Consider the following 19835-nt stretch of genomic DNA (forward strand, 5'->3'; position numbering starts at 1 on the left):
CCCAAATTGTATCTACTATTAGGTGTATTACATCAGAAAAGAATGGTCAGGTTAGGGTAAAAAAGACATACGATGGGTAAATCTGACAATTAACTTATTTAAATCAGAGGTATGGGTCAGGCCAAGTTTGGCGACGACTCTCATCTTATGTGCCTGAATCGTTTTATAGTTCAGGCTAACTAACTCAGAAATTTCTTTGGCTGTATAACCACTTACCAGTAAGTTCAGGATCTGCTGTTCTCTTTCGGTTAATCTCTTCTGCGAACGATACAGTCGGGGGTTCCATTTCCCGACTGATAATTTCGCCAATTGACCAAAATCGCGCAGTGAAGATTTTTCAGTCAAAACTATTGTTTTTTCGACATATAATAACTCTACGCATAATTTCGCCACCAAACTATCAGCAACAATCACCACGACGTTATTATAAAATTTGAATCGGTTTTTATTCAAAAACTGAACAATGTCTGAACACGCTTGTTCATTATCAATGATATTAAAAACCATGGTTTGATGCTGGCATAATGATGACTGATGCAACATATCCTCAAACTGGAATGTTTGTATCGGTACATGTTTGCTGGTCAGGTAGGCAAACATACCATTGCCCACAAAATTATCACTGCCACACATCAACATCCTGTTCACCGTTCCTTATAAGCTTCTAATCTTGTTACTCATTAAAAATTTAATAATGATTTTCTCGACTTCAGTCTCTTCACGACGATTTTTAAAGTCGAACTCACATGAGATCTGATGACAGGAATACAACTGGTTATCCTCATCAAATTCATTGATCGGGACGACATCGATCACTTTTAAGTCCAGTTGTAAACTGCCAAAGGTATCGAAATCCAGAGATGCATTTTTAATCACCGCATCTTTATAAAGAAAACGGGCGTTTACATCTTTAACGATTAACGCACAACCACCCTGCGAGATATTTTTAATCTTGAGAGAGTAGTTTTCTCCATTTTTGTAACGACCAAAACAGAAAAAGTCATAACCCTTCAGGAATGAAAAACGCTGATTTTGTCTCTGCTGGGCAAAGAAAATCATATCCGGGATGAAGTAGGATAATCCTGCTTCCGCACCTGCTGACGAGGTTTGTTCGAACCTGGCACTAAATTTTACAATCCCGCTTTCACTGTGCAGGATAAAGTATTGGACCTTTTCAGGAACAATGTCTCCGTGTCCGGAGATGACAAACCGTTCGAAATCAATCTTCTCTAACTGCGTGATAACGCTACTGTCTCCACACAGGATTTCCAGTTTCGTTTTCTTATGAAGCTCTTCACGAAGGATAGCGATGATTTCAAACTTGTCTTCCTTTGCTAAGCCAAAGCTCATTCTAAAACCCTTATTTCCATATTTAAGATATGTCCCGCCTTTGGTTACTCACAAAACGCGAGATCAGCATCCACCCCTGGTGCTTAATTACCATAGTGGATTCCATGTCAAACAGTTGGTTAAAAATTAAGTTTTTAACTATCTTTAGTCAGTTATTGATACGTAAAAACATTTAATCAGGATTAATTCTAGCTCAAGCCAGGCCTAAAACCACGCGAACTTGCGTACTGGCTATAACAAAAGCGAATAACAAAATTTTTAAAATGAGGTTTTGAGATAACAAATAGCAAGAATTGTACAGAAAAAAAATAAAGCAATCATGATGGAGGGGCTACGCAACATGCGGGTTGGCGTGCTATCGCGGGGGATAAGAGAAGATGTTTACTGCACTCTATCATTAACTAAAATATAGCCCTGACTCGTTATGCTTCTAAATTGAATAATTGCAATTTATATATGCTTAATAAATTTACCTTAAGTCAGAAAAAAAGCCAGCATCCTGCTGGCCCGGTAAGTACCGAATCGAACTATAGTGGCTTGCTATCTTACAGAGGGCACAACGTTAAAAATTCAATACCGCTGCTTAATTATTGATCGGGATGAATCTGCGATAATCATCACTGCTCCCGCCAACATTAACGTATCTTTTAACACCAACCGCCCGGCGCCTGACAAGTACGGAAATCCGTGGTGTAAATCACCCAGAGGCATTACCCATGCTTCTGGCGTGGTTATTAAAAATGATAAGGTAACAATTGGTGTGGCAAATGCCAGAACGCCGCCAATTAATCCCAACCAACGGCTAACAGGATTAGCCAGCACCAGCAAAGCGATAAGAACTTCGACTACGCCCAGGCCATTTGAGAACGTATACGTGTTATTCGCTGTCTGCCATTCACGAGCCTGCGGTTTGAATTCACCTTCGTGGGTTAAATGTTGTTTGTATTCTTCTGGATGCTCATAAAAAAATGACATTACCGGACTATTGGCGACAAACGGCGTAATGCTGTCGGCTTCGTAAGGTACAAATTTTAATAAACCAATCCAGATAAAAACAATCGCGATACTCAGGCGAATCAAGGTTAATCCAACTCTATCGCCTTTGCCCAATATACGAAGATACTTTTCCATCCCGGCTCTCCTCACTTGTACAAAATTGCCGTTGCGTGAGTGCTGCTATCAATGCGCATTGAGGTAATTTTCCAGGAAGTCGCATTCTTTTCCTGCGCCAGTTTCGCAATGGCTTCTTCCACCACGGAAGGAGAGCCAGACACGGCTGATACGCTAACGTGGGCAACCTCGGTTTGCGCTAACGCGGAAAATGTCACCGGAGCAGTCAGTAACGCAGTCATTAGTAACGTAGTTTTAAGCATGTTCATTTCTATTTCCATTAACGAGTTATTTCAGTGGGAATATAATAAAACATGCCACCTTATTTTATTTCATCCGTAACGCCAGAATAACTGTCAATTAGTATCAGGAATATAAAAAACAAATAAAAAAAAGCCCCACACGGGTGGGGCAAATATGCAGACTACGCTATTATTATTTTATGAGAGAAAAGAGATCGTTTAATGATTCGCTCATACTTGGATGGGTAAATATCTGGTCACGCAATGTGGTATAAGGTAACCCCGCATCTATAACCGTCTTGATGATATTAATCATTTCATGAGAATCCGCGCACAGCAGCGACACGCCTAATATTTGTTTCGTTTCGCTATCCACCACCGCTTTAAGAACACCACGCGTATCATTCATCACACGTGCACGCGGGATAGCCGCTACCGGCAACGTCACGACTTGCACCGCCGCACCGCTGGCGCGAGCCTGTTCTTCAGTCATTCCGACGCGGGAAAGCGGCGGCGTCATAAAGACGGAATACGGTACGTTTTGGCGATCGCCCGTGTTACGTACCCCCTCGCCTAGCAGGTTGTCACGCACAATACGGAAGTCATCCAGTGAGATATAGGTAAATTGTAATCCACCAGTGACATCGCCCATTGCCCAAATGTTATCTGCCGATGTACGCAAATATTTATTCACAACAATGGCACCACGATCGTTTACATCCACACCCGCTTTCTGCAATTGCAGGTTTTCTGTCGCCGGTTTGCGACCTGATGCTACCAACAGCGCATCCACCGTCTGGGCACCCTCCGGCATGTGCAGCTGTACTGCACCATCATGAGAGGAGACCGACTGCACGTTGGCATTGAGGATCAGCTCGACGCCTTTGTCGCGTAAAATGTTGGCGATAGCGTCAGCAATATCCCGGTCTTCACGAGGCAAAAACTGCGGAGCTGCTTCATAAATAGTGACTTTGCTACCAAAGTTGGCAAACATCGATGCGAATTCAACGCCGATATACCCACCGCCCAAAATGCCCAGACGCTCTGGACGTTGCGTCAAATTCAACAGCCCGGTGCTGTCAAATACGCCAGGTGTCGTGGTTAATCCCTCAACGTTTGGAATCGTTGACTGGGCGCCAGTATTAATAAAGATTTTCTCGCCGCTCAGCTCAATCTCGCCTGTTGACTGCACGACTCGCACAGTATGGTTATCAACGAATTCAGCACGACCTTCAATCACATCCACGTTTTCCAGATCGGCAAGATTATGGAAATTTTTATCGCGCAGAAAACTGACAACAGAGGCCTTGCGTTGCATTGCTTCGGCAAAGTCATGCTGAAGTTCAGCATCATGTACCAGGGTTTTGGTTGGGATACAGCCGACGTTGATGCATGTCCCGCCATACATGGTGTTTGACTGTTCAATAATCGCTACCCGCCAACCCGTTTTGGCCAGTGTTGCCGCCAGCGTTTTACCCGCTTTGCCAAATCCAATAATAATCGCCTGATACTGATTCATGCTGTCTCTCCGCCAAGTCACTGTTCGTTTGATGAACTGAAATATAGCTCTAACTCTGCCGAAACAATGTATCCACAACTCGCAGATAACTGTCAGATCGTCTAAATTAGCCTTAAAGATGACTAACATTTCGAGAATGAATTATTACACTAACACTTTGAAGGTATTAATATAATAATGAAATAAAGAGATAATATCGTTTCAATAAACGACAACAAAAAATGTTCAGGAGTCTCCATGGATGCCCTTAGCCGATTACTGATGCTTAACGACCCACAAGGCTCAATTGACCAAAACTGCCTACTGAGCAGGGACTGGCAACTGCCTCACGCAGCAGGTGAATTGTCCATTATCCGCTGGCATACGGTCACACAAGGGGCAGCCCAACTGGACATGCCCGATGGGACATCTTTTACTCTGCGGCCCGGTACTATCGTGATCCTGCCGCAAAACTCCGCACATCGGCTCTGCCAGTCTGGCGATGAACAAACACACATTGTTTGTGGCAGCCTTCGATTGCACGCTTCCTCACGCTATTTTTTAACTGCGTTACCGGAAGTATTGGTTCTGGCACCTGATGAAAATAGCCCTGTCAGCTATTGGCTCAAGGCCATGATTGCATTGATGCAACAGGAATCCTTGAGTACTCTGCCAGGTTCCAGTGTAGTCTGCAGTCAACAATGCGCCACACTGTTCGCCTTAGCCGTTCGCGAATGGTTAACCAAGGCGACCCCCGTTCAGAACGTGTTAAATCTACTGCTTCATCCCAAACTAGGGGCTGTCGTCTTCATGATGCTGGAGTCACCGGCGTTTGCCTGGACCGTCGAAGAACTGGCGAAACGTGCGCATATGTCGCGGGCCAGCTTCGCGCAGCTATTTCGTGAAGTCTCAAACTCCACGCCGCTCGCAGTATTAACCACATTACGCCTGCAATTCGCTGCCCAGATGCTGTCTCGCGGGTCGCAGCCATTGGTTGTGGTGGCCGAGTCGGTGGGCTACGCCAGCGAATCGTCATTCCATAAAGTCTTTTTAAGGGAATTTGGCTGCACGCCGGGCGAGTACCGCAAACGCGTGAAGGCACTGGAGGTATAACGCGGCGCCTGCTTCGGCAACAAATCCGAATGCAGGCGCGCGCTTTAGAGCATTATTTTTGACCGCGGTGTCTGTGCAGCCACATCAGCTTATACGCAGCCGGAATAATGAATAGCGACAGCAATGGCGCGGTGATCATGCCGCCAATCATCGGCGCGGCGATGCGGCTCATGACTTCTGAGCCAGCTCCCGTCCCCCACAAGATAGGTAACAGACCCGCGATAATCACCGCCACGGTCATCGCTTTTGGGCGCACGCGCAGCACGGCACCGTGATATAACGCTTCATCCAGCTTGTCCGCCGTAAAGGTTTGCGGATTTTCCAGCGCGGGTTCGGCTTCAATAGCGTGGCGCAAGTACATCAGCATCACCACGCCAAACTCCGCAGCAACACCTGCCAGGGCGATAAATCCGGTTCCGGTTGCGACCGACATATGGAAACCCATCCAGTAAAGGAACCAGATGCCGCCCACCAGCGCAAAAGGCACACTGGTGATAATCAGCAGCGCTTCGCCAAAGCGACGGAAGGCCAGATAAAGCAATACGAAGATAATCATCAGCGTCATTGGCACCATCAACTTGAGCTTATGGCTGGCGCGCTCAAGCAGCTCGAATTGCCCCGAAAACGCCACACTGGTCCCCGGCTTTAACTGGACCTTTTCAGCAATAGCCTTTTTCAGATCGTTCACCACTGAGACCATGTCACGATCTCGGGCGTCGATGTAAATCCAACTGGTTGGTCGCGCATCTTCGGTTTTCAGCATCGAAGGCCCCGAAACCACCGTCACATCGGCGACATCCGCCAGCGTAATTTGCTGTTTCATGGGCGTCAGAATCGGCAGATTACGCAATGCTTCCGGGCTATCACGATAGCTCTGCGCATAGCGCAGGTTGATAGGATAGCGTGCAATCCCTTCCACCGTTTCGCCCACCATTGCCCCTCCTACCGCTGAAGTGACAAACAGCTGCACAGCACCTACGGTCATGCCGTACCGGGCTGCTTTTTCACGATTAATATCTACGTTGAGATAGCGTCCGCCCACCAGACGCTCGGCCAGCGCCGAAGAGACACCCGGCACGGTTCTGGCCACCTCTTCAATTTGCTCCGCCGTGGCGTCGATATCTGCCAGAACATTACCCGACACCTTAATGCCAATTGGGCTTTTGATCCCCGTAGAGAGCATGTCGATACGGTTACGAATCGGCGGAACCCACAGATTCGCCAGGCCCGGCAAGCGTACTGTTTTGTCCAGCTCGGCGATGATTTTGTCCATCGTCATCCCCGGACGCCACTGGTCCTGCGGCTTCAGTTGGATCGTCGTTTCAACCATTTCCAGCGGCGCGGAGTCTGTTGCGGTTTCTGCCTTACCGGTTTTACCAAACACGCGCGCCACCTCCGGAACGGTCATGATTAGCTTGTCGGTTTTCTGCAGCATATCCGCTGCCTGCGCCGCTGAGATCCCCGGCAATGTCGAAGGCATATACAGCAGATCGCCTTCGTTAATCTGCGGCAGGAATTCACCACCGACTTTATTCAGCGGGTAGACAACCGTCAGTATTGAAAGCACCGCCACCAGAATGGTGGTCTTGGGCCAGTGCAACACCTTCAGCAACAACGGATGGTAAATACGGATCAGAAAACGGTTAAGCGGGTTGCTGCTTTCGGCCGGTATTTTTCCACGGATCCAGAATCCCATCAGGATCGGAATAACCACAATCGCCAGAAATGCCGCGCCTGCCATGGCATACGTTTTGGTGAACGCCAGCGGGCCAAACAGTCGCCCTTCTTGCCCCTCAAGCGTGAAAATGGGGATAAACGACAACGTGATGATCAACAGGCTGATGAACAATGCCGGGCCGACTTCTACCGAGGCGTCAGTAATAACCTTCCAGCGCGTTGCGTTATCGAGCTTTTCATTCGGATGATGATGCCCCCACTCTTCCAGCCGCTTATGGGCGTTTTCAATCATCACGATTGCGGCATCAACCATCGCCCCGACGGCAATGGCAATTCCCCCTAGCGACATGATGTTGGCGTTCAACCCCTGGAAATGCATCACGATAAACGCGATACACAGCCCCAGCGGCAGGGAAATAATCGCCACCAGCGCCGAACGCAGATGCCACAGGAACAACGCACACACCAGCGCCACGACGATAAACTCTTCCAGCAGCTTGTAGCTGAGGTTATCAATGGCGCGATCGATGAGCTGACTGCGATCGTATGTTGTAACTACCTCTACGCCTTCCGGCAGGCTGCTTTTCAGCGTATCGAGCTTGGCTTTAACGGCAGAGATCACCTCACGCGCATTTTTACCGGAACGCAGGATAACCACCCCGCCCGCGACTTCGCCTTCGCCATTCAGTTCGGCGATCCCACGGCGCATTTCCGGTCCAATCTGTACGCGCGCCACATCGCGCAGGTAAACAGGTACACCGTCGGCCCCTGTTTTCAGGACGATGTTATTGAAATCATCAAGCGTTTGCAGATATCCACTGGCGCGGACCATATATTCCGCTTCAGCCATCTCAACAGATGAGCCGCCCGCTTCCTGATTCGACGTATCCAGCGCCGATTTCACGTCCGCCAGGCTGATGCCATATTGCGTCAGCTTCATTGGATCGATAACGACCTGATACTGTTTAACCACGCCGCCTACCGAGGCGACCTCCGCCACGTTAGGAATCGTTTTTAACTCATACTTTAAAAACCAGTCCTGAAGAGAACGTAATTCCGCCAGATCATGTTTCCCACTGCGATCCACCAGCGCGTACTCAAATATCCAGCCAACGCCCGTGGCGTCCGGTCCCATTTCCGCGCTAACGCCAGCCGGTAATTTTCCCTGAACCTGGTTGAGATACTCCAGTACGCGCGAGCGCGCCCAGTAAGGATCGGTACCATCTTCGAAAATGACGTACACGTAGGAATCACCAAACTGCGAGAAACCGCGCACGGTTTTCGCGCCGGGTACCGACAGCATGGTGGTGGTCAGCGGGTAGGTCACCTGATTTTCAACAATTTGCGGCGCCTGCCCCGGATAGCTGGTTTTGACGATCACCTGAACATCAGAGAGATCGGGCAGCGCATCAACCGGCGTATTGATGATGGTCCAGGTTCCCCAGACGCTAAGAAACAGCGCCCCCATCATCACCAGAAAACGGTTTGCCACCGAACGACGGATAATCCATTCAATCATTTATCATGTCCTCAGTGTGAATGGGTCGCCTGGGCTGGCATGGCGGCTGTGTCTTGCGCCTTACTGTTCTGGGCGCGCATACGGTCCAGTGCGCCAGAGATATTCGCTTCAGAATCAATCAGGAACAGGCCACTGGACACCACTTTTTCGCCTTCGGTCAGGCCGGAGCGGATAGCCGTCAGCCCCTGGGATTCATGGAATACCGCAACCTGTTTCGGCACAAATCGGCCTTCGTTATCAACGGTGATGACCCGCTGCTCGGTACCCGTATCAATCAGTGCTTTAGACGGGATCAGCAGCATTGGCTCGCTTTGTGTTTTCAGTTGCAGGTAAGCATTCATCCCGGGCTTGAGCGCCTCGTCGGGGTTATCGACCTGTAAACGGAGCTGGAGCGTACGCGTGGTAGCATCAACGCTTGGTAAGATACTCCACTTGCTGATGGTGAAAGGCTTATCCGGCCAGGCGGGCACGGTGATGGTAAATTGCGAGGCATCTTTAATCAGCCAGGCGATAGATTCCGGGACCGACGCGCTAACCCATACCGGGTCCATACCCTGAATTTTCGCGACCACATTGTCTTTGGAAATGTTCATACCGGTACGCAAATCGAATGCGGTGATCACCCCATCGATAGGCGCTTTCAGGGTAAAGCGAGTCTGAATTTTACGCGTCGATTTTAAGCGCTGGATATCTGCTTCAGGCATTCCAGCCAGACGTAATCTCTCCAGAATCCCTTCCACCTGCGTCGCGCTACCACCCGTTTCCCGCAGCAATAAATATTCGCTCTGCGCCTCAACCCAATCAGGAATAGTCAGGTCGATCAGCGGCGAACCCTTCTTAATTTTGTCCCCCACGGTCAGCGGGTAAACCTTCTCGATAAAGCCCGCAGAGCGTGCCTGGACAATAACAAACTGGTATTCGTTATAACTAACGTTGGCCGGGAAAGTTTGCGCGTAGTGCAGTGGTCCACGACGCACTGGCTCTGTTTTCAGCCCCAGGTTCTGGGTCTGTGTAGGATCGATGCGCACGCCAGGCGATGACGCGTTCGCGGTCTCTTCATCGGCATATTTCGGGATCAGATCCATATCCATAAACGGCGATTTACCCGGTTTATCAAAGCGCGTGTTCGGATACATGGGGTCATACCAGAACAACACTTTTCTGGCTTCTTTTTGCTGAACTGGCCCGGCTACAGACGATATTTTTGCCGATGAATAATAAGTATAAACACCGACAGAAATAATCCCGCCGGCAATCATGCTACCGAGAATAAGCGCGGTATTTTTAATATTTAAAGACGCCATAGTGATTTCCATTGCGCGATAGTCTCACCCGCGTTCGCAAAAAACTCGGGCAAGAATAAAAGAGACCAGCGAGAACGTTATTTACTGATGTGAATATCGCGTAACACAGAGAGATTTCCCTGCTGAACAAACGTAAACGCGACCTTATCGCCTGGCTTAATATCATCAGCCTTCGTATCAGCAACCAGCGTAAAGCGCATCGTCATGGCCGGCCAGTTCACCGCTGGAATAGGGTCATGCTTAATCGTGATTTTTTTACTCTCCATATCAACAGCTTCAATCACCCCGTTAGCGCTAATGAGTTGTTCCTGTTGAGCCGCTGGCTGCATATTCATCATCTCGCCATGCTGATTTTCATTGGCCTGGGCGTTAAACATAACCACAGAGAAAAGGCTAAACAGTACGGCTTTGGCGGTAGTATTCATACATCATGCTCCTGAAAAGTTAATATTAAGGATTACTCCACCCAACCGCCGCCTAAGGCAGCAAACAGTTTAATTTCATTAACCTGTTGGGCGTAATTAAGATCGAGCAGCGATTGCCGCGTAGCGAATAAAGAACGTTCTGCGTCTAATACTTCGATATAGCTAACTGCGCCATTCTGATAAAGCGCTCTGGCGCGCTGTAGTGTGATTTGCAATGAATCCAGATAACGCTGCTGCCCACTAATTTGATCGGCAATGCTTTGGCGTAACACCAGTGCATCCGCCACTTCTTTAAACGCGTTCTGAATTTTTTGTTCGTAATTCACTACCGACTGTTGCTGGCGAATTTCTGCCAGGTCGAGATTGGACTGATTACGTCCGGCATTGAAGATTGGAATATCTATTTTGGGGACAAAATTCCACATGCCGCTGGAGGCATTAAATAAATTGGAAAGATCGCTACTGCTACTGGACACGGAACTGGTCAACGTTATCGACGGAAAAAATGCCGCCCGTGCAGCACCGATATTGGCATTTGCCGCCAATAATCCGTGCTCAGCTTCCATAATATCCGGGCGCTGCAACAGTATTTGCGACGAAAGCGATGGCGGCAGCGTTACCGGTTTAATATCCCCACGGCTGCGCGCCTGGTCATCGGGTAATTTCCCGTATGTACCCAGCAACAGTTGCAGCGCGTTATTGGCCTGTGCCAACTCACCTTTACGCTTGGCAATTTCGCTACGCGTACTTTCAATCACGCCGCGCGCTTGTTCCAACGCCAGTACGTTGGTGCTACCGGTTACCAGTTGCTTCTCTACAAAAGCGTAAGAGCGCTGATAGTTTTGCAGCGTTTCTTCGGCAACTTGCAACTGCGCGTAAGCCAGACGCTGGTTGAAATAACTTTGCGATACGTTGGAAATTAATAAGATATGCACCGCCCGACGCGCCTCTTCGCTGGCGAAGAAGTTCTGCCGTTCGACTTCACTCATATTTTTAAGCCGTCCAAAGAAATCCAGGTCGAAACTGAGATTGAGTCCAGCTTCGAATTGACGATCGGTGCTGCTATCACCTTTTAATTTACCGCTGTAGGTACCGCTGGAGCCTGCCGTGATTTGCGGATAACGGTCAGCGTCCGTGACGCCATACTGCGCTCGCGCTTCCTGAACCTTCAGCGTCGCCATGCGTAAATCGCGGTTATTGATCAGCGCTTCACCAATCAACGCCTTCACTTGGTCGTCAACAAAAAAGGTTCGCCACCCCGTGTCCTGGTATTCACCAGGAGCCGACACCAGGGAATTCTGGCTTAAAGAAAATTGCTGTGGCACCGGCAAGGCCGGGCGCTGATAGTCCGGCGCCAATGAACAACCAGCGAGCACGAATATAGCGCTGAGAGTAAGAAGCTTAAATTTGCTCATAGTTCTTCTCGTCCTGACCGGACTGATGTCCCTAAAATAAGTAGGAATTTATAGTCTTGTACTTTAACGAAGTGACTCTGTTTAACCGGTGACAGGAAAATGACAAAACTGTCATTTTCCCAATAACAGATTGCTATCCGATCCCGCTTCCCTAGAATTGAAAGTCCGCACAACCAGTGCGAGAAGGAGAATGCGATGAAGGTTTTGATAGTCGAAGATGAGAAAAAAACCGGTGAATACCTGACGAAAGGCCTGACGGAAGCGGGTTTTGTCGTGGATTTAGCGGATAACGGCCTGAACGGGTATCACCTGGCGATGACCGGCGATTACGACCTGCTCATACTCGACATCATGCTGCCGGATGTAAACGGCTGGGATATCGTGCGGATGCTGCGTTCCGCCAACAAAGGAATGCCCATTCTTCTCCTCACCGCACTGGGTACCATTGAACATCGGGTTAAAGGTCTGGAATTGGGTGCTGATGATTACCTGGTTAAACCGTTTGCCTTCGCCGAACTGCTGGCACGGGTCAGAACGCTGCTGCGCCGGGGCGCTGCGGTGATTGTTGAAAGCCAGTTTCAGGTCGCAGATTTAATGGTCGATCTGGTCAGCAGGAAAGTCACCCGCAGCGGTACGCGCATCACCCTGACCAGCAAAGAGTTTACGCTGCTTGAGTTTTTCCTGCGCCATCAGGGGGAAGTTTTACCCCGCTCGCTGATCGCCTCCCAGGTCTGGGATATGAATTTTGACAGCGATACTAATGCCATCGACGTCGCCGTTAAGCGTCTGCGCGCCAAAATTGATAACGATTTTGAGCCGAAACTGATTCAGACCGTGCGCGGTGTGGGATATATGCTTGAGGTTCCTGATGACCAGTAAACGATGGCGACGCCCTTTTTCACTGGCGACACGACTGACCTTTTTTATCAGCCTGGCGACAATTGCTTCATTTTTCGCCTTTGCATGGATAATGATCCACTCCGTGAAAGTCCACTTCGCCGAGCAGGACATCAACGATTTACAAGAGATTAGCGCCACGCTGGAGAGGATTATTAACCAACCCAACGAGCCAGAATCACGCCGCCTGGAAACGCTAAAAAATGTGGTGGCGGGTTATTCGAACGTCATTATTTCTCTGGAAGATAACAACCAAAAGGCCATTTTCCATTCGCCCAATGCGCCGGATCTCCGGCAGTTTATCGCCAGTGCAAGGCCGGATAAAAATGCTCATGCCAGCGATGTTTTTATTATCTCAGGCCCCACACTGCAAACCTCCAAACATATCCACGGACAGAAAACATCGTCTAACTGGCGAATGATTCGCCTGCCGGTAGGACAACTTGCCGATGGAAAACCAGCGTATACGCTGTATCTGGCATTATCGATCGACTTTCATCTGCACTATATTAACGATCTGAAAAACAAGCTGATTATGACAGCATCGCTGATTAGCATGATGATTGTTTTTATCGTGTTGTTCGCCGTATACAAAGGTCATGAACCGATTCGTAACGTCAGTCGTCGCATCCAAAATATCACCTCGAAAGATCTCGATGTACGCCTCGATCCGCAAGCTGTTCCTATTGAACTGGAACAACTGGTGAGTTCGTTTAATCACATGATCGAACGCATCGAAGACGTATTTAAACGCCAGTCGAACTTCTCAGCGGATATTGCCCATGAGATCCGCACGCCAATAACTAACCTCGTCACCCAAACGGAGATTGCGCTCAGCCAGACCCGCAGCCAAAAAGAGCTGGAAGATGTGCTGTATTCCAATCTCGAAGAGTTTGGCCGTATGTCGAAGATGGTGAGTGATATGCTGTTTCTGGCGCAGGCGGATAACAATCAGCTGATCCCAGAAAAAAAAGCGCTCAATCTGGCTGATGAGGTCGGTAAAGTGTTCGACTTTTTCGAAGCCTGGGCTGAAGAGCGTGAGGTTGGTTTACGGTTTGAAGGACGCGCATGCTGGGTTTCAGGCGACCCATTAATGTTACGCCGGGCAATGAGTAATCTGCTGTCAAATGCCATGCGCTATACGCCAAAAGGCGAGTCGGTAACCGTGCGGGTGAAAGAGGCGGATGGCCAGGTGCAGATAGTCGTTGAGAATCCCGGAAACCCCATTCCCCCGCAACATCTTCCGCGACTCTTTGACCGCTTTTATCGAGTGGACCCTTCACGACAGCGTAAGGGCGAAGGCAGCGGCATTGGTCTGGCGATTGTGAAATCAATTGTGACTGCCCATCAAGGAAAAGTCTCGGTGACTTCCGACCCTCATGCCACTCGCTTTATTCTGACGCTGCCCAAGCACGCGATTTAATTTATGGTGATGACGTTTATACCCGTCATCACCTGTTGTCTGACACAACCGTCATAATCCTGTCACGCCACTGACAGCCCCTATTAATTATACTTTCTTCCGTAAACCCAAACAGGAGAAATATGATGAATAAGATGTCCTCTTTTTTAGCTATCGCGTTTTTTATTTCAGCTGGCGTTAATGCGGCAGAAACAGCCCAAATGCATCAGCAGGCCGCAATGGCTCATGAAATGATGAATAACAGCGATGCCCCTGCACATCAACAAATGGCACAAGCACACGCCGCGCAGGCAAATAATTCATCGTCAACATCAACCAATGCGCAATCATTTTCACAAATGAATGAACATGAAAAAGCGATGGTTGTTCACCAATCGGTAAACAACGGCCATTCATTTGCTCATGAGGTACAGGCCGAGCAGCACCGCGCGCAGATCTCCACTCAGGGGTAAAGACGAACTATATTGACAACGACATCCATAAATACGCGAAGTTTGAATATTGTGGACTACTCTCCCCACGCGGGCCTGTTTATATACAAGCCCGCGTCCCACTTCATCGTTAATGTCAATATTAATAATTCATTAAATCCTTCTTCTAAAAGTAAATACATCTTAGCTCTCTACCCGGATTGTATAAAATAAGTAAATAAACAGCTTATTATGTTGCGTATTACAGCATTCACCACCCCACCCTAATTATAAATTAGGATTCCCCCTGGTATGCTTCATTAATATTTAATGGGAGACTGCCGTCGTCGTAAACATGACAGTCAAAAAGTTCGCATTCCTATAAATAAATTTAATGATGATAGTGAGTAAAAAATGAATAAACGTCTGCTAACCCTCCTTGTCCTTGGCCTGACAACTGCCACAACAGCATGTGCAATTACCCCGGCAATGCAGAAAAAGTATGAACGTTCAGGTTGTACGCAGATGAGTGAACTCAATGGCTGCGATGTGAATAAATCCTATCAGTGGAACCGCGATCATGGCTTTATTGAGAACAGCAACGGCCAGCAGAATCGTCATCATCATGGTGAAAAACAGCAAAATACCACTAACACGGATAACCACGATAATGCCGGTATTGATGGCAAATTCAGCGGAAATTACGTAGCCAAATTTGCCAATGGTCAACGCAGCGTTGATATTCACGTCGAAGATTCCGGCGTTTACGTCAATGGTAATGAAGTGCGTGACGTAAATACCTATAAGGATACGATGACCTTCCGTGTCGGCTATGCCACCTATACGATTAAAACAAATGGTCACGGTAGCTGGAATGACAGCGATGCAGGAAACGCAGGCAAAATTGTGCGTGAATAACGGATAACGCTAAAGAGCGCTGCGATCACAGCGCTCTCAAAAGCGATGCATTACAGTATGCCGTTTTAATACGGGAGTCAGGCATGGCTTTAACCCTCACAGTGCTGCTTGAAAACCGACGCGCTGCTGGCGCAGAAAAATCAATACTGGCCAAGCCTGGATTAAGTCTGTTAGTTCAGGATGAAACAACCACAATATTGTTTGATACCGGGCCGGATGGCAGCTTCATGCACAACGCTACGCAAATGGGCGTAGACCTGACCCAATTAACCGCCGTAGTGCTATCGCACGGTCATTATGATCACTGCGGCGGCGTGCCGTGGCTTGCGGATAACAGCCGTATCATTTGCCATCCCCAAATAGCCTGCGAACGGTACGCCTCAGTTACGGTTGCGGGAACACCACGAAAAATTAAAAAACTCTCGCGTGATAACAACTACTCTCGATTCATAATGGAATACACCCGCGAGCCGCTGGCTATCAGCGATCGTTTTTTGTGGTCCGGGGAAATCAGTGTCCCCACGCCACAGTCCTATGGCGTGATTAGCGAGAAAACACTCCAGCCAGATTACATCAGTGACGAAGGCGTATTGATCTATAAATCTGCACGCGGGTTAGTCATCATTACCGGTTGCGGGCATCGGGGAATAGAAAACATCGTACGCCATTGCCAGAAAATCACCGGGGTTACCAAAATTCACGCCCTGATCGGTGGCTTTCATTTACGCGCCGCCTCCCCCGCTAAGCTATGGCGGACCCGACAATTTATTCAGCAACAACAACCCGAAAAACTGCTCGGCTGTCATTGCACCGGTTCGTGGGGGCGATTGTGGCTACCGGGAACTGACGCCCCGGCAACGGGAGATGTGATAGTGCTGGCTGAGTAACAACAGTAAAACGTTGCCCAAACAGCAATAAAAAACGGGAGCCTTACGGCCCCCGTTTATCAGTCATCATTACATGGTGACAATTGCTGGCTCATCAAAGACGGTGAGTTTTGGCGCTTCACCGGTGTATTTTTCTGCGTATACCAGGCTGGTATTCCCGGCACAGCCGTTCGCCAGTCTTGAAGTCGGGATATCCGCCGTCAGCACGTTCGCGCCGCCATTTTTACAGATACCGTTTTCAATATCCGGCCATGCGCCTTCATGAATACAGATGATGCCCGGTTTGATGCCGTCGCTGACGTGCGCCCCAACCAGAACCTGTCCACGAGCATTCCATACGCGGACCAGATCGCCCTCGGCAATCCCTCTGGCTTTTGCGTCATCCGGATGAATCGTCACCGGTTCACGATTGGCAATCGCGTACTCTTTACGTAGCGACGCGTAGTTCAGCTGGCTATGCAGACGATGTGCCGGGTGCGCCGTCAGTAGCTGCAGCTGATCTTTATCCGCAGTTCCTTTCCATTCATCCGGTTCAATCCAGGACGCATGCGGCGGACAGTCTTTATACTGATAGCCTTCAATCGTTTTCGAGTAGATTTCTATCTTGCCGCTCGGCGTTCCGAGTGCGTTCATCACCGGATCGCTGCGGAAATCCGCGTAGCGCACATATTTGTTATTCTTTTCATTCTCACGCATTTCGATCAGTTTATTCTGCTGCCAGAACGCGTTGAACTGAGGCATGGCAACACGCTGGGCGCGGGCGGCTTTTTGCGCGACGTCATAGAACTGCTTCAGCCACGCCATTTCATCTTTGCCTTCGGTGTAGACAGCTTTCCCCCCCGGCTTGAGCATCTCAGCCAGATCGGCAAAGACGTCAAAATCACTACGCGCTTCAAACTGCGGCTCAATGACCTGCTTCATCGGTACCAGATGCTGGTTACTGTAATCACCGGTCATGGTCAGATCGTTACGCTCAAACGAGGTGGTGATTGGCAGAACGATATCGGCGTGTTTGGCCGCAGCGGTCCAGTAGCATTCAGAGATGACAACCAGTTCAGGCTTCTGCCAGGCTTTGATTAAGCGGTTGGTATCCTGATGATGGGTAAAGTTAGCGCCGCCCGCCCACCAGATCATTTTGATATCCGGGAAGGTTTGCTCTTTACCGTTATGTTGATATTTGCCGCCTGGGTTTTCCAGCGCCTCGACAATTCTCGCTACCGGCAGGCTGGTCACCGCATCGGAAACCGCCCAGTCATTACCTGCCGATGACCCACCCTCAATTTTGGCGGAGATCGCCGGTAAGACTCCACCGATGCGCGTTGGATTACCGCCGTTGGAATAGTGATAAGAGAACCCGAAGCCGCCGCCTTCGGTACCAATTTGCCCCAGCATCGCCGCCAGAGTCACCAGCATCCAGTGTTTTTGCTCACCGTATTGCTGGCGCTGAATCCCCCAACCTGCCATGAGCATGGTTTTGTTGCTGGAGAAAATTTCCGCCAGCTTTTCCAGTTGCTCAGCAGGCACGCCACACACGCCAGATGCCCACTCGGCGGTTTTCTCTACTTTATCGCTCTTGCCGAGCAGGTACTCTTCAAACTGCGGATATCCGGTAGTGTATTTTTCCAGGAAGGCTTTGTCGTGAAGGTTTTTCTTCACCAGCGTATGGGCAATCCCTAACATCATTGCCACATCGGTCCCCATATGTGGCGCAATCCAGGTCGCATTATCACCAAAGAACTCGATAGTTTCAGAACGCATCGGATCGATGGCGATGACGCTTTTCCCTGATTTCTTCAGCAGATTAAAGTATTCGATCCCTTGTTCATCCGTGCTGCTCCAGGCAATCTTAAGGGTGTTGAGCGGGTTCATCCCCCACAGCACCACGACCTGACTGTGCTCAAGCACCATCGGCCAGGTGGTTTGCTGCTCATAGACCTCAACCGATCCCACAACATAAGGCATGATCACCTGCGCGGCACCGGTTGAATAATCTCCGGTATGCCCAGCGTAGCCACCGGCCATGCTCATATAACGTTGCAGTAAGGTTTGCGCCTTATGCAGAACGCCGCTGGATCGCCAGCCATAAGAACCGGCAAATATCGAAGCGGGACCATAGCTGCTGCGGATCCGGCTGTGCTGTTCATGAATGAGCTTCAGCGCTTGCTCCCAGCTGACCCGCACGAAAGGATCGTTACCGCGTTTGCCATCCGCTTTACCCGGGTTTTCCAAATAGCTTTTGCGCACCATCGGATACTTCACGCGGATATTGGTATGAACCTGATCTGGCGCAGTTTGCTGTAATGAGTTCGGCACCGTTTTCGGCAACGCACCTTTTGAGGAAACCACTTTTCCGTCTTTTACTTCCACGTATACCGCACCCCAACGTGCTGCCGTCAAGATTGCTCCGCCATTCTGGCCTTCGGCCCAGGCTGGCATTGGGATCACCGAAGAAATCGCCATTGTCCCGGTTGCCGCGCCAGCCGTCTTAATAAAGTCACGTCTTGTGAGTTTCATGATTTCTCCTGATTGATCGCTTATTTATTCATGTCTTTAGCGTTGTACTGGAAGTAACGGCTCAGGATATCCAGTTCGGTTTCACTGATATTGGTGCGAGCGCCCATCCCTTTGGCTACTGAAGGCCAGGCGTTGAGCGTGAAATGATTCGCCGGAATTGGCGCATGACAGCCTGCGCAGTACACATTGTCGAGTTTGCGCGCGTAATCCCACATTGGTTCGCGGCTGGCGAGAGCGGAACCGCTCCATTCCCCCTGTAGCACGACATCTCGCCACGCATTGCCGTAGTCATCTTTTTTCCAGTCGGAGAGGATCTTCAGCGACTGTTGACCTTTTTCACTCAGGCTGGCAAGAATCAAACGCTGCCCTGCTGCGTAGTAAATAACCTGTTCACTTCCTTGCATCTGGCTACCGCGAATCTCGACCAGTCGCGCGTTGTCCGTTGTTTTCAGGACCTGCATTTTAGTTGCCGGGTAAACGGTTCCCAGATCGCCCAACGCGGTGTTGCTTACAGCATAAAGTTCAGTTGCTGAAGCTAGGGTGGAGGCTGACTGCGCTTCAAGCCCTTTAAGCGCGCTGTCATCCATTTTTATTTCAGGTGGGAAATGGGCGACGCCTTTATGGCAATCAATACAGGTTTGCTTTTCCGCGATGCCCATTTTGTGCATCTTCTGAGCATCCGCGCTTTGTGCGGCAAGATCCATGGAGTCCATACTGTGGCAGCTACGGCAGGTCGCAGAATCATTAGCCTTGAGCTGTGCCCAAACGGTTTGCGCCATCTCCAGACGGTGTTCTTCAAATTTTTCCGGGGTATCGATCTTTTTGGTGATGAACTGATGATAAACATCTTTTGAGGCCCGCAGCTTAGCCACCAGAAAATCCAGACCGCCCTCCGGGATATGACAGTCCGCGCACTCTGCGCGAATGCCTTTCTGATTCTGGAAGTGAACCGAGCCGGTATATTCTTCGTAGGGCGCCTGCATCGTATGGCAAGACAAACAGAATTCTGTACTCGAGGTTTTATGTAATGTCCATTGCCCCGCCAAAACAATAACTGCGCCAAGAACAATGCACAGCAGCATCGTCCATAGGATAGTTTTATTTATTTTTCTCATCTTTTATTTCCATCAGGC

Annotated in this window: 17 protein-coding genes; 6 read left to right on the forward strand and 11 right to left on the reverse strand. The window is 49.3% G+C overall.

The annotated features are described in order from the left end of the window. Positions 1-51: 51 nt before the first annotated feature. The 5 genes from GHC22_RS17000 to rclA all read right to left on the reverse strand — a co-directional run bounded on the left by GHC22_RS17000 (position 52) and on the right by rclA (position 4221). Complete coding sequence (locus GHC22_RS17000; protein WP_194841949.1) at positions 52-633, reverse strand: LuxR family transcriptional regulator; 582 nt, start codon at positions 631-633, stop codon at positions 52-54. A 21-nt stretch (positions 634-654) separates the two neighbouring features. Beyond that, the gene (locus GHC22_RS17005) at positions 655-1350 is read right to left on the reverse strand and encodes a flagellar brake protein (RefSeq protein ID WP_008784030.1); all 696 of its coding nucleotides are present in this window, start codon (positions 1348-1350) and stop codon (positions 655-657) included. Between the two features lie 570 nt (positions 1351-1920). After that, the gene (rclC, locus tag GHC22_RS17010) at positions 1921-2481 is read right to left on the reverse strand and encodes a reactive chlorine resistance membrane protein RclC (RefSeq protein WP_008784029.1); all 561 of its coding nucleotides are present in this window, start codon (positions 2479-2481) and stop codon (positions 1921-1923) included. A gap of 11 nt (positions 2482-2492) precedes the next feature. Next, positions 2493-2723: a reactive chlorine resistance periplasmic protein RclB gene (gene rclB, locus GHC22_RS17015; protein ID WP_063941373.1), complete on the reverse strand. Its 231-nt coding sequence runs from the start codon at positions 2721-2723 to the stop codon at positions 2493-2495. A 172-nt stretch (positions 2724-2895) separates the two neighbouring features. After that, positions 2896-4221: a reactive chlorine resistance oxidoreductase RclA gene (rclA, locus tag GHC22_RS17020; protein WP_153753598.1), complete on the reverse strand. Its 1326-nt coding sequence runs from the start codon at positions 4219-4221 to the stop codon at positions 2896-2898. Positions 4222-4458: 237 nt separating this feature from the next. On the opposite strand from rclA, the gene rclR reads away from it, so the two are divergent. Next, complete coding sequence (rclR, locus tag GHC22_RS17025; protein ID WP_137377130.1) at positions 4459-5313, forward strand: reactive chlorine-specific transcriptional regulator RclR; 855 nt, start codon at positions 4459-4461, stop codon at positions 5311-5313. A 52-nt stretch (positions 5314-5365) separates the two neighbouring features. Here the strand turns inward: rclR and GHC22_RS17030 are convergent, their stop codons facing one another. From GHC22_RS17030 to GHC22_RS17045, 4 genes are all read right to left on the reverse strand, one after another. After that, the gene (locus tag GHC22_RS17030; RefSeq protein ID WP_153753599.1) at positions 5366-8509 is read right to left on the reverse strand and encodes a CusA/CzcA family heavy metal efflux RND transporter; all 3144 of its coding nucleotides are present in this window, start codon (positions 8507-8509) and stop codon (positions 5366-5368) included. A gap of 11 nt (positions 8510-8520) precedes the next feature. Continuing rightward, complete coding sequence (locus tag GHC22_RS17035; RefSeq protein WP_153753600.1) at positions 8521-9813, reverse strand: efflux RND transporter periplasmic adaptor subunit; 1293 nt, start codon at positions 9811-9813, stop codon at positions 8521-8523. Between the two features lie 77 nt (positions 9814-9890). Further along, a complete protein-coding gene (gene cusF, locus GHC22_RS17040; protein WP_057068636.1) occupies positions 9891-10238 on the reverse strand; it encodes a cation efflux system protein CusF in 348 nt (115 codons plus the stop codon). A 32-nt stretch (positions 10239-10270) separates the two neighbouring features. Beyond that, positions 10271-11653 carry an efflux transporter outer membrane subunit gene (locus tag GHC22_RS17045; RefSeq protein ID WP_048226188.1) on the reverse strand — a complete coding sequence of 461 codons (1383 nt, stop codon included), beginning with the start codon at positions 11651-11653 and terminating at the stop codon, positions 10271-10273. Positions 11654-11848: 195 nt separating this feature from the next. On the opposite strand from GHC22_RS17045, the gene cusR reads away from it, so the two are divergent. From cusR to GHC22_RS17070, 5 genes are all read left to right on the forward strand, one after another. Continuing rightward, positions 11849-12532, forward strand: coding sequence for a copper response regulator transcription factor CusR (gene cusR, locus GHC22_RS17050; RefSeq protein ID WP_003831137.1), 684 nt, complete (start codon positions 11849-11851; stop codon positions 12530-12532). Continuing rightward, the gene (locus GHC22_RS17055) at positions 12522-13973 is read left to right on the forward strand and encodes a Cu(+)/Ag(+) sensor histidine kinase (protein WP_032942607.1); all 1452 of its coding nucleotides are present in this window, start codon (positions 12522-12524) and stop codon (positions 13971-13973) included. Before cusR ends, GHC22_RS17055 begins: the two co-directional genes overlap by 11 nt. A gap of 125 nt (positions 13974-14098) precedes the next feature. After that, positions 14099-14425, forward strand: coding sequence for a copper-binding protein (locus GHC22_RS17060; RefSeq protein WP_153753993.1), 327 nt, complete (start codon positions 14099-14101; stop codon positions 14423-14425). Positions 14426-14797: 372 nt separating this feature from the next. Beyond that, complete coding sequence (locus GHC22_RS17065; RefSeq protein WP_008784020.1) at positions 14798-15301, forward strand: hypothetical protein; 504 nt, start codon at positions 14798-14800, stop codon at positions 15299-15301. A gap of 83 nt (positions 15302-15384) precedes the next feature. Next, on the forward strand, positions 15385-16188 hold the full coding sequence (locus GHC22_RS17070) for an MBL fold metallo-hydrolase (protein ID WP_153753601.1): 804 nt from the start codon (positions 15385-15387) through the stop codon (positions 16186-16188). 69 nt (positions 16189-16257) lie between these two features. Here the strand turns inward: GHC22_RS17070 and GHC22_RS17075 are convergent, their stop codons facing one another. Both GHC22_RS17075 and GHC22_RS17080 read right to left on the reverse strand, forming a co-directional pair. Continuing rightward, positions 16258-18702, reverse strand: coding sequence for a trimethylamine-N-oxide reductase 2 (locus tag GHC22_RS17075; RefSeq protein ID WP_032942601.1), 2445 nt, complete (start codon positions 18700-18702; stop codon positions 16258-16260). A 20-nt stretch (positions 18703-18722) separates the two neighbouring features. Further along, a complete protein-coding gene (locus GHC22_RS17080; protein ID WP_153753602.1) occupies positions 18723-19817 on the reverse strand; it encodes a NapC/NirT family cytochrome c in 1095 nt (364 codons plus the stop codon). Positions 19818-19835 lie beyond the last annotated feature (18 nt).

This window comes from Citrobacter sp. H12-3-2 (assembly GCF_009649895.1).
Lineage (GTDB): Bacteria > Pseudomonadota > Gammaproteobacteria > Enterobacterales > Enterobacteriaceae > Citrobacter > Citrobacter portucalensis.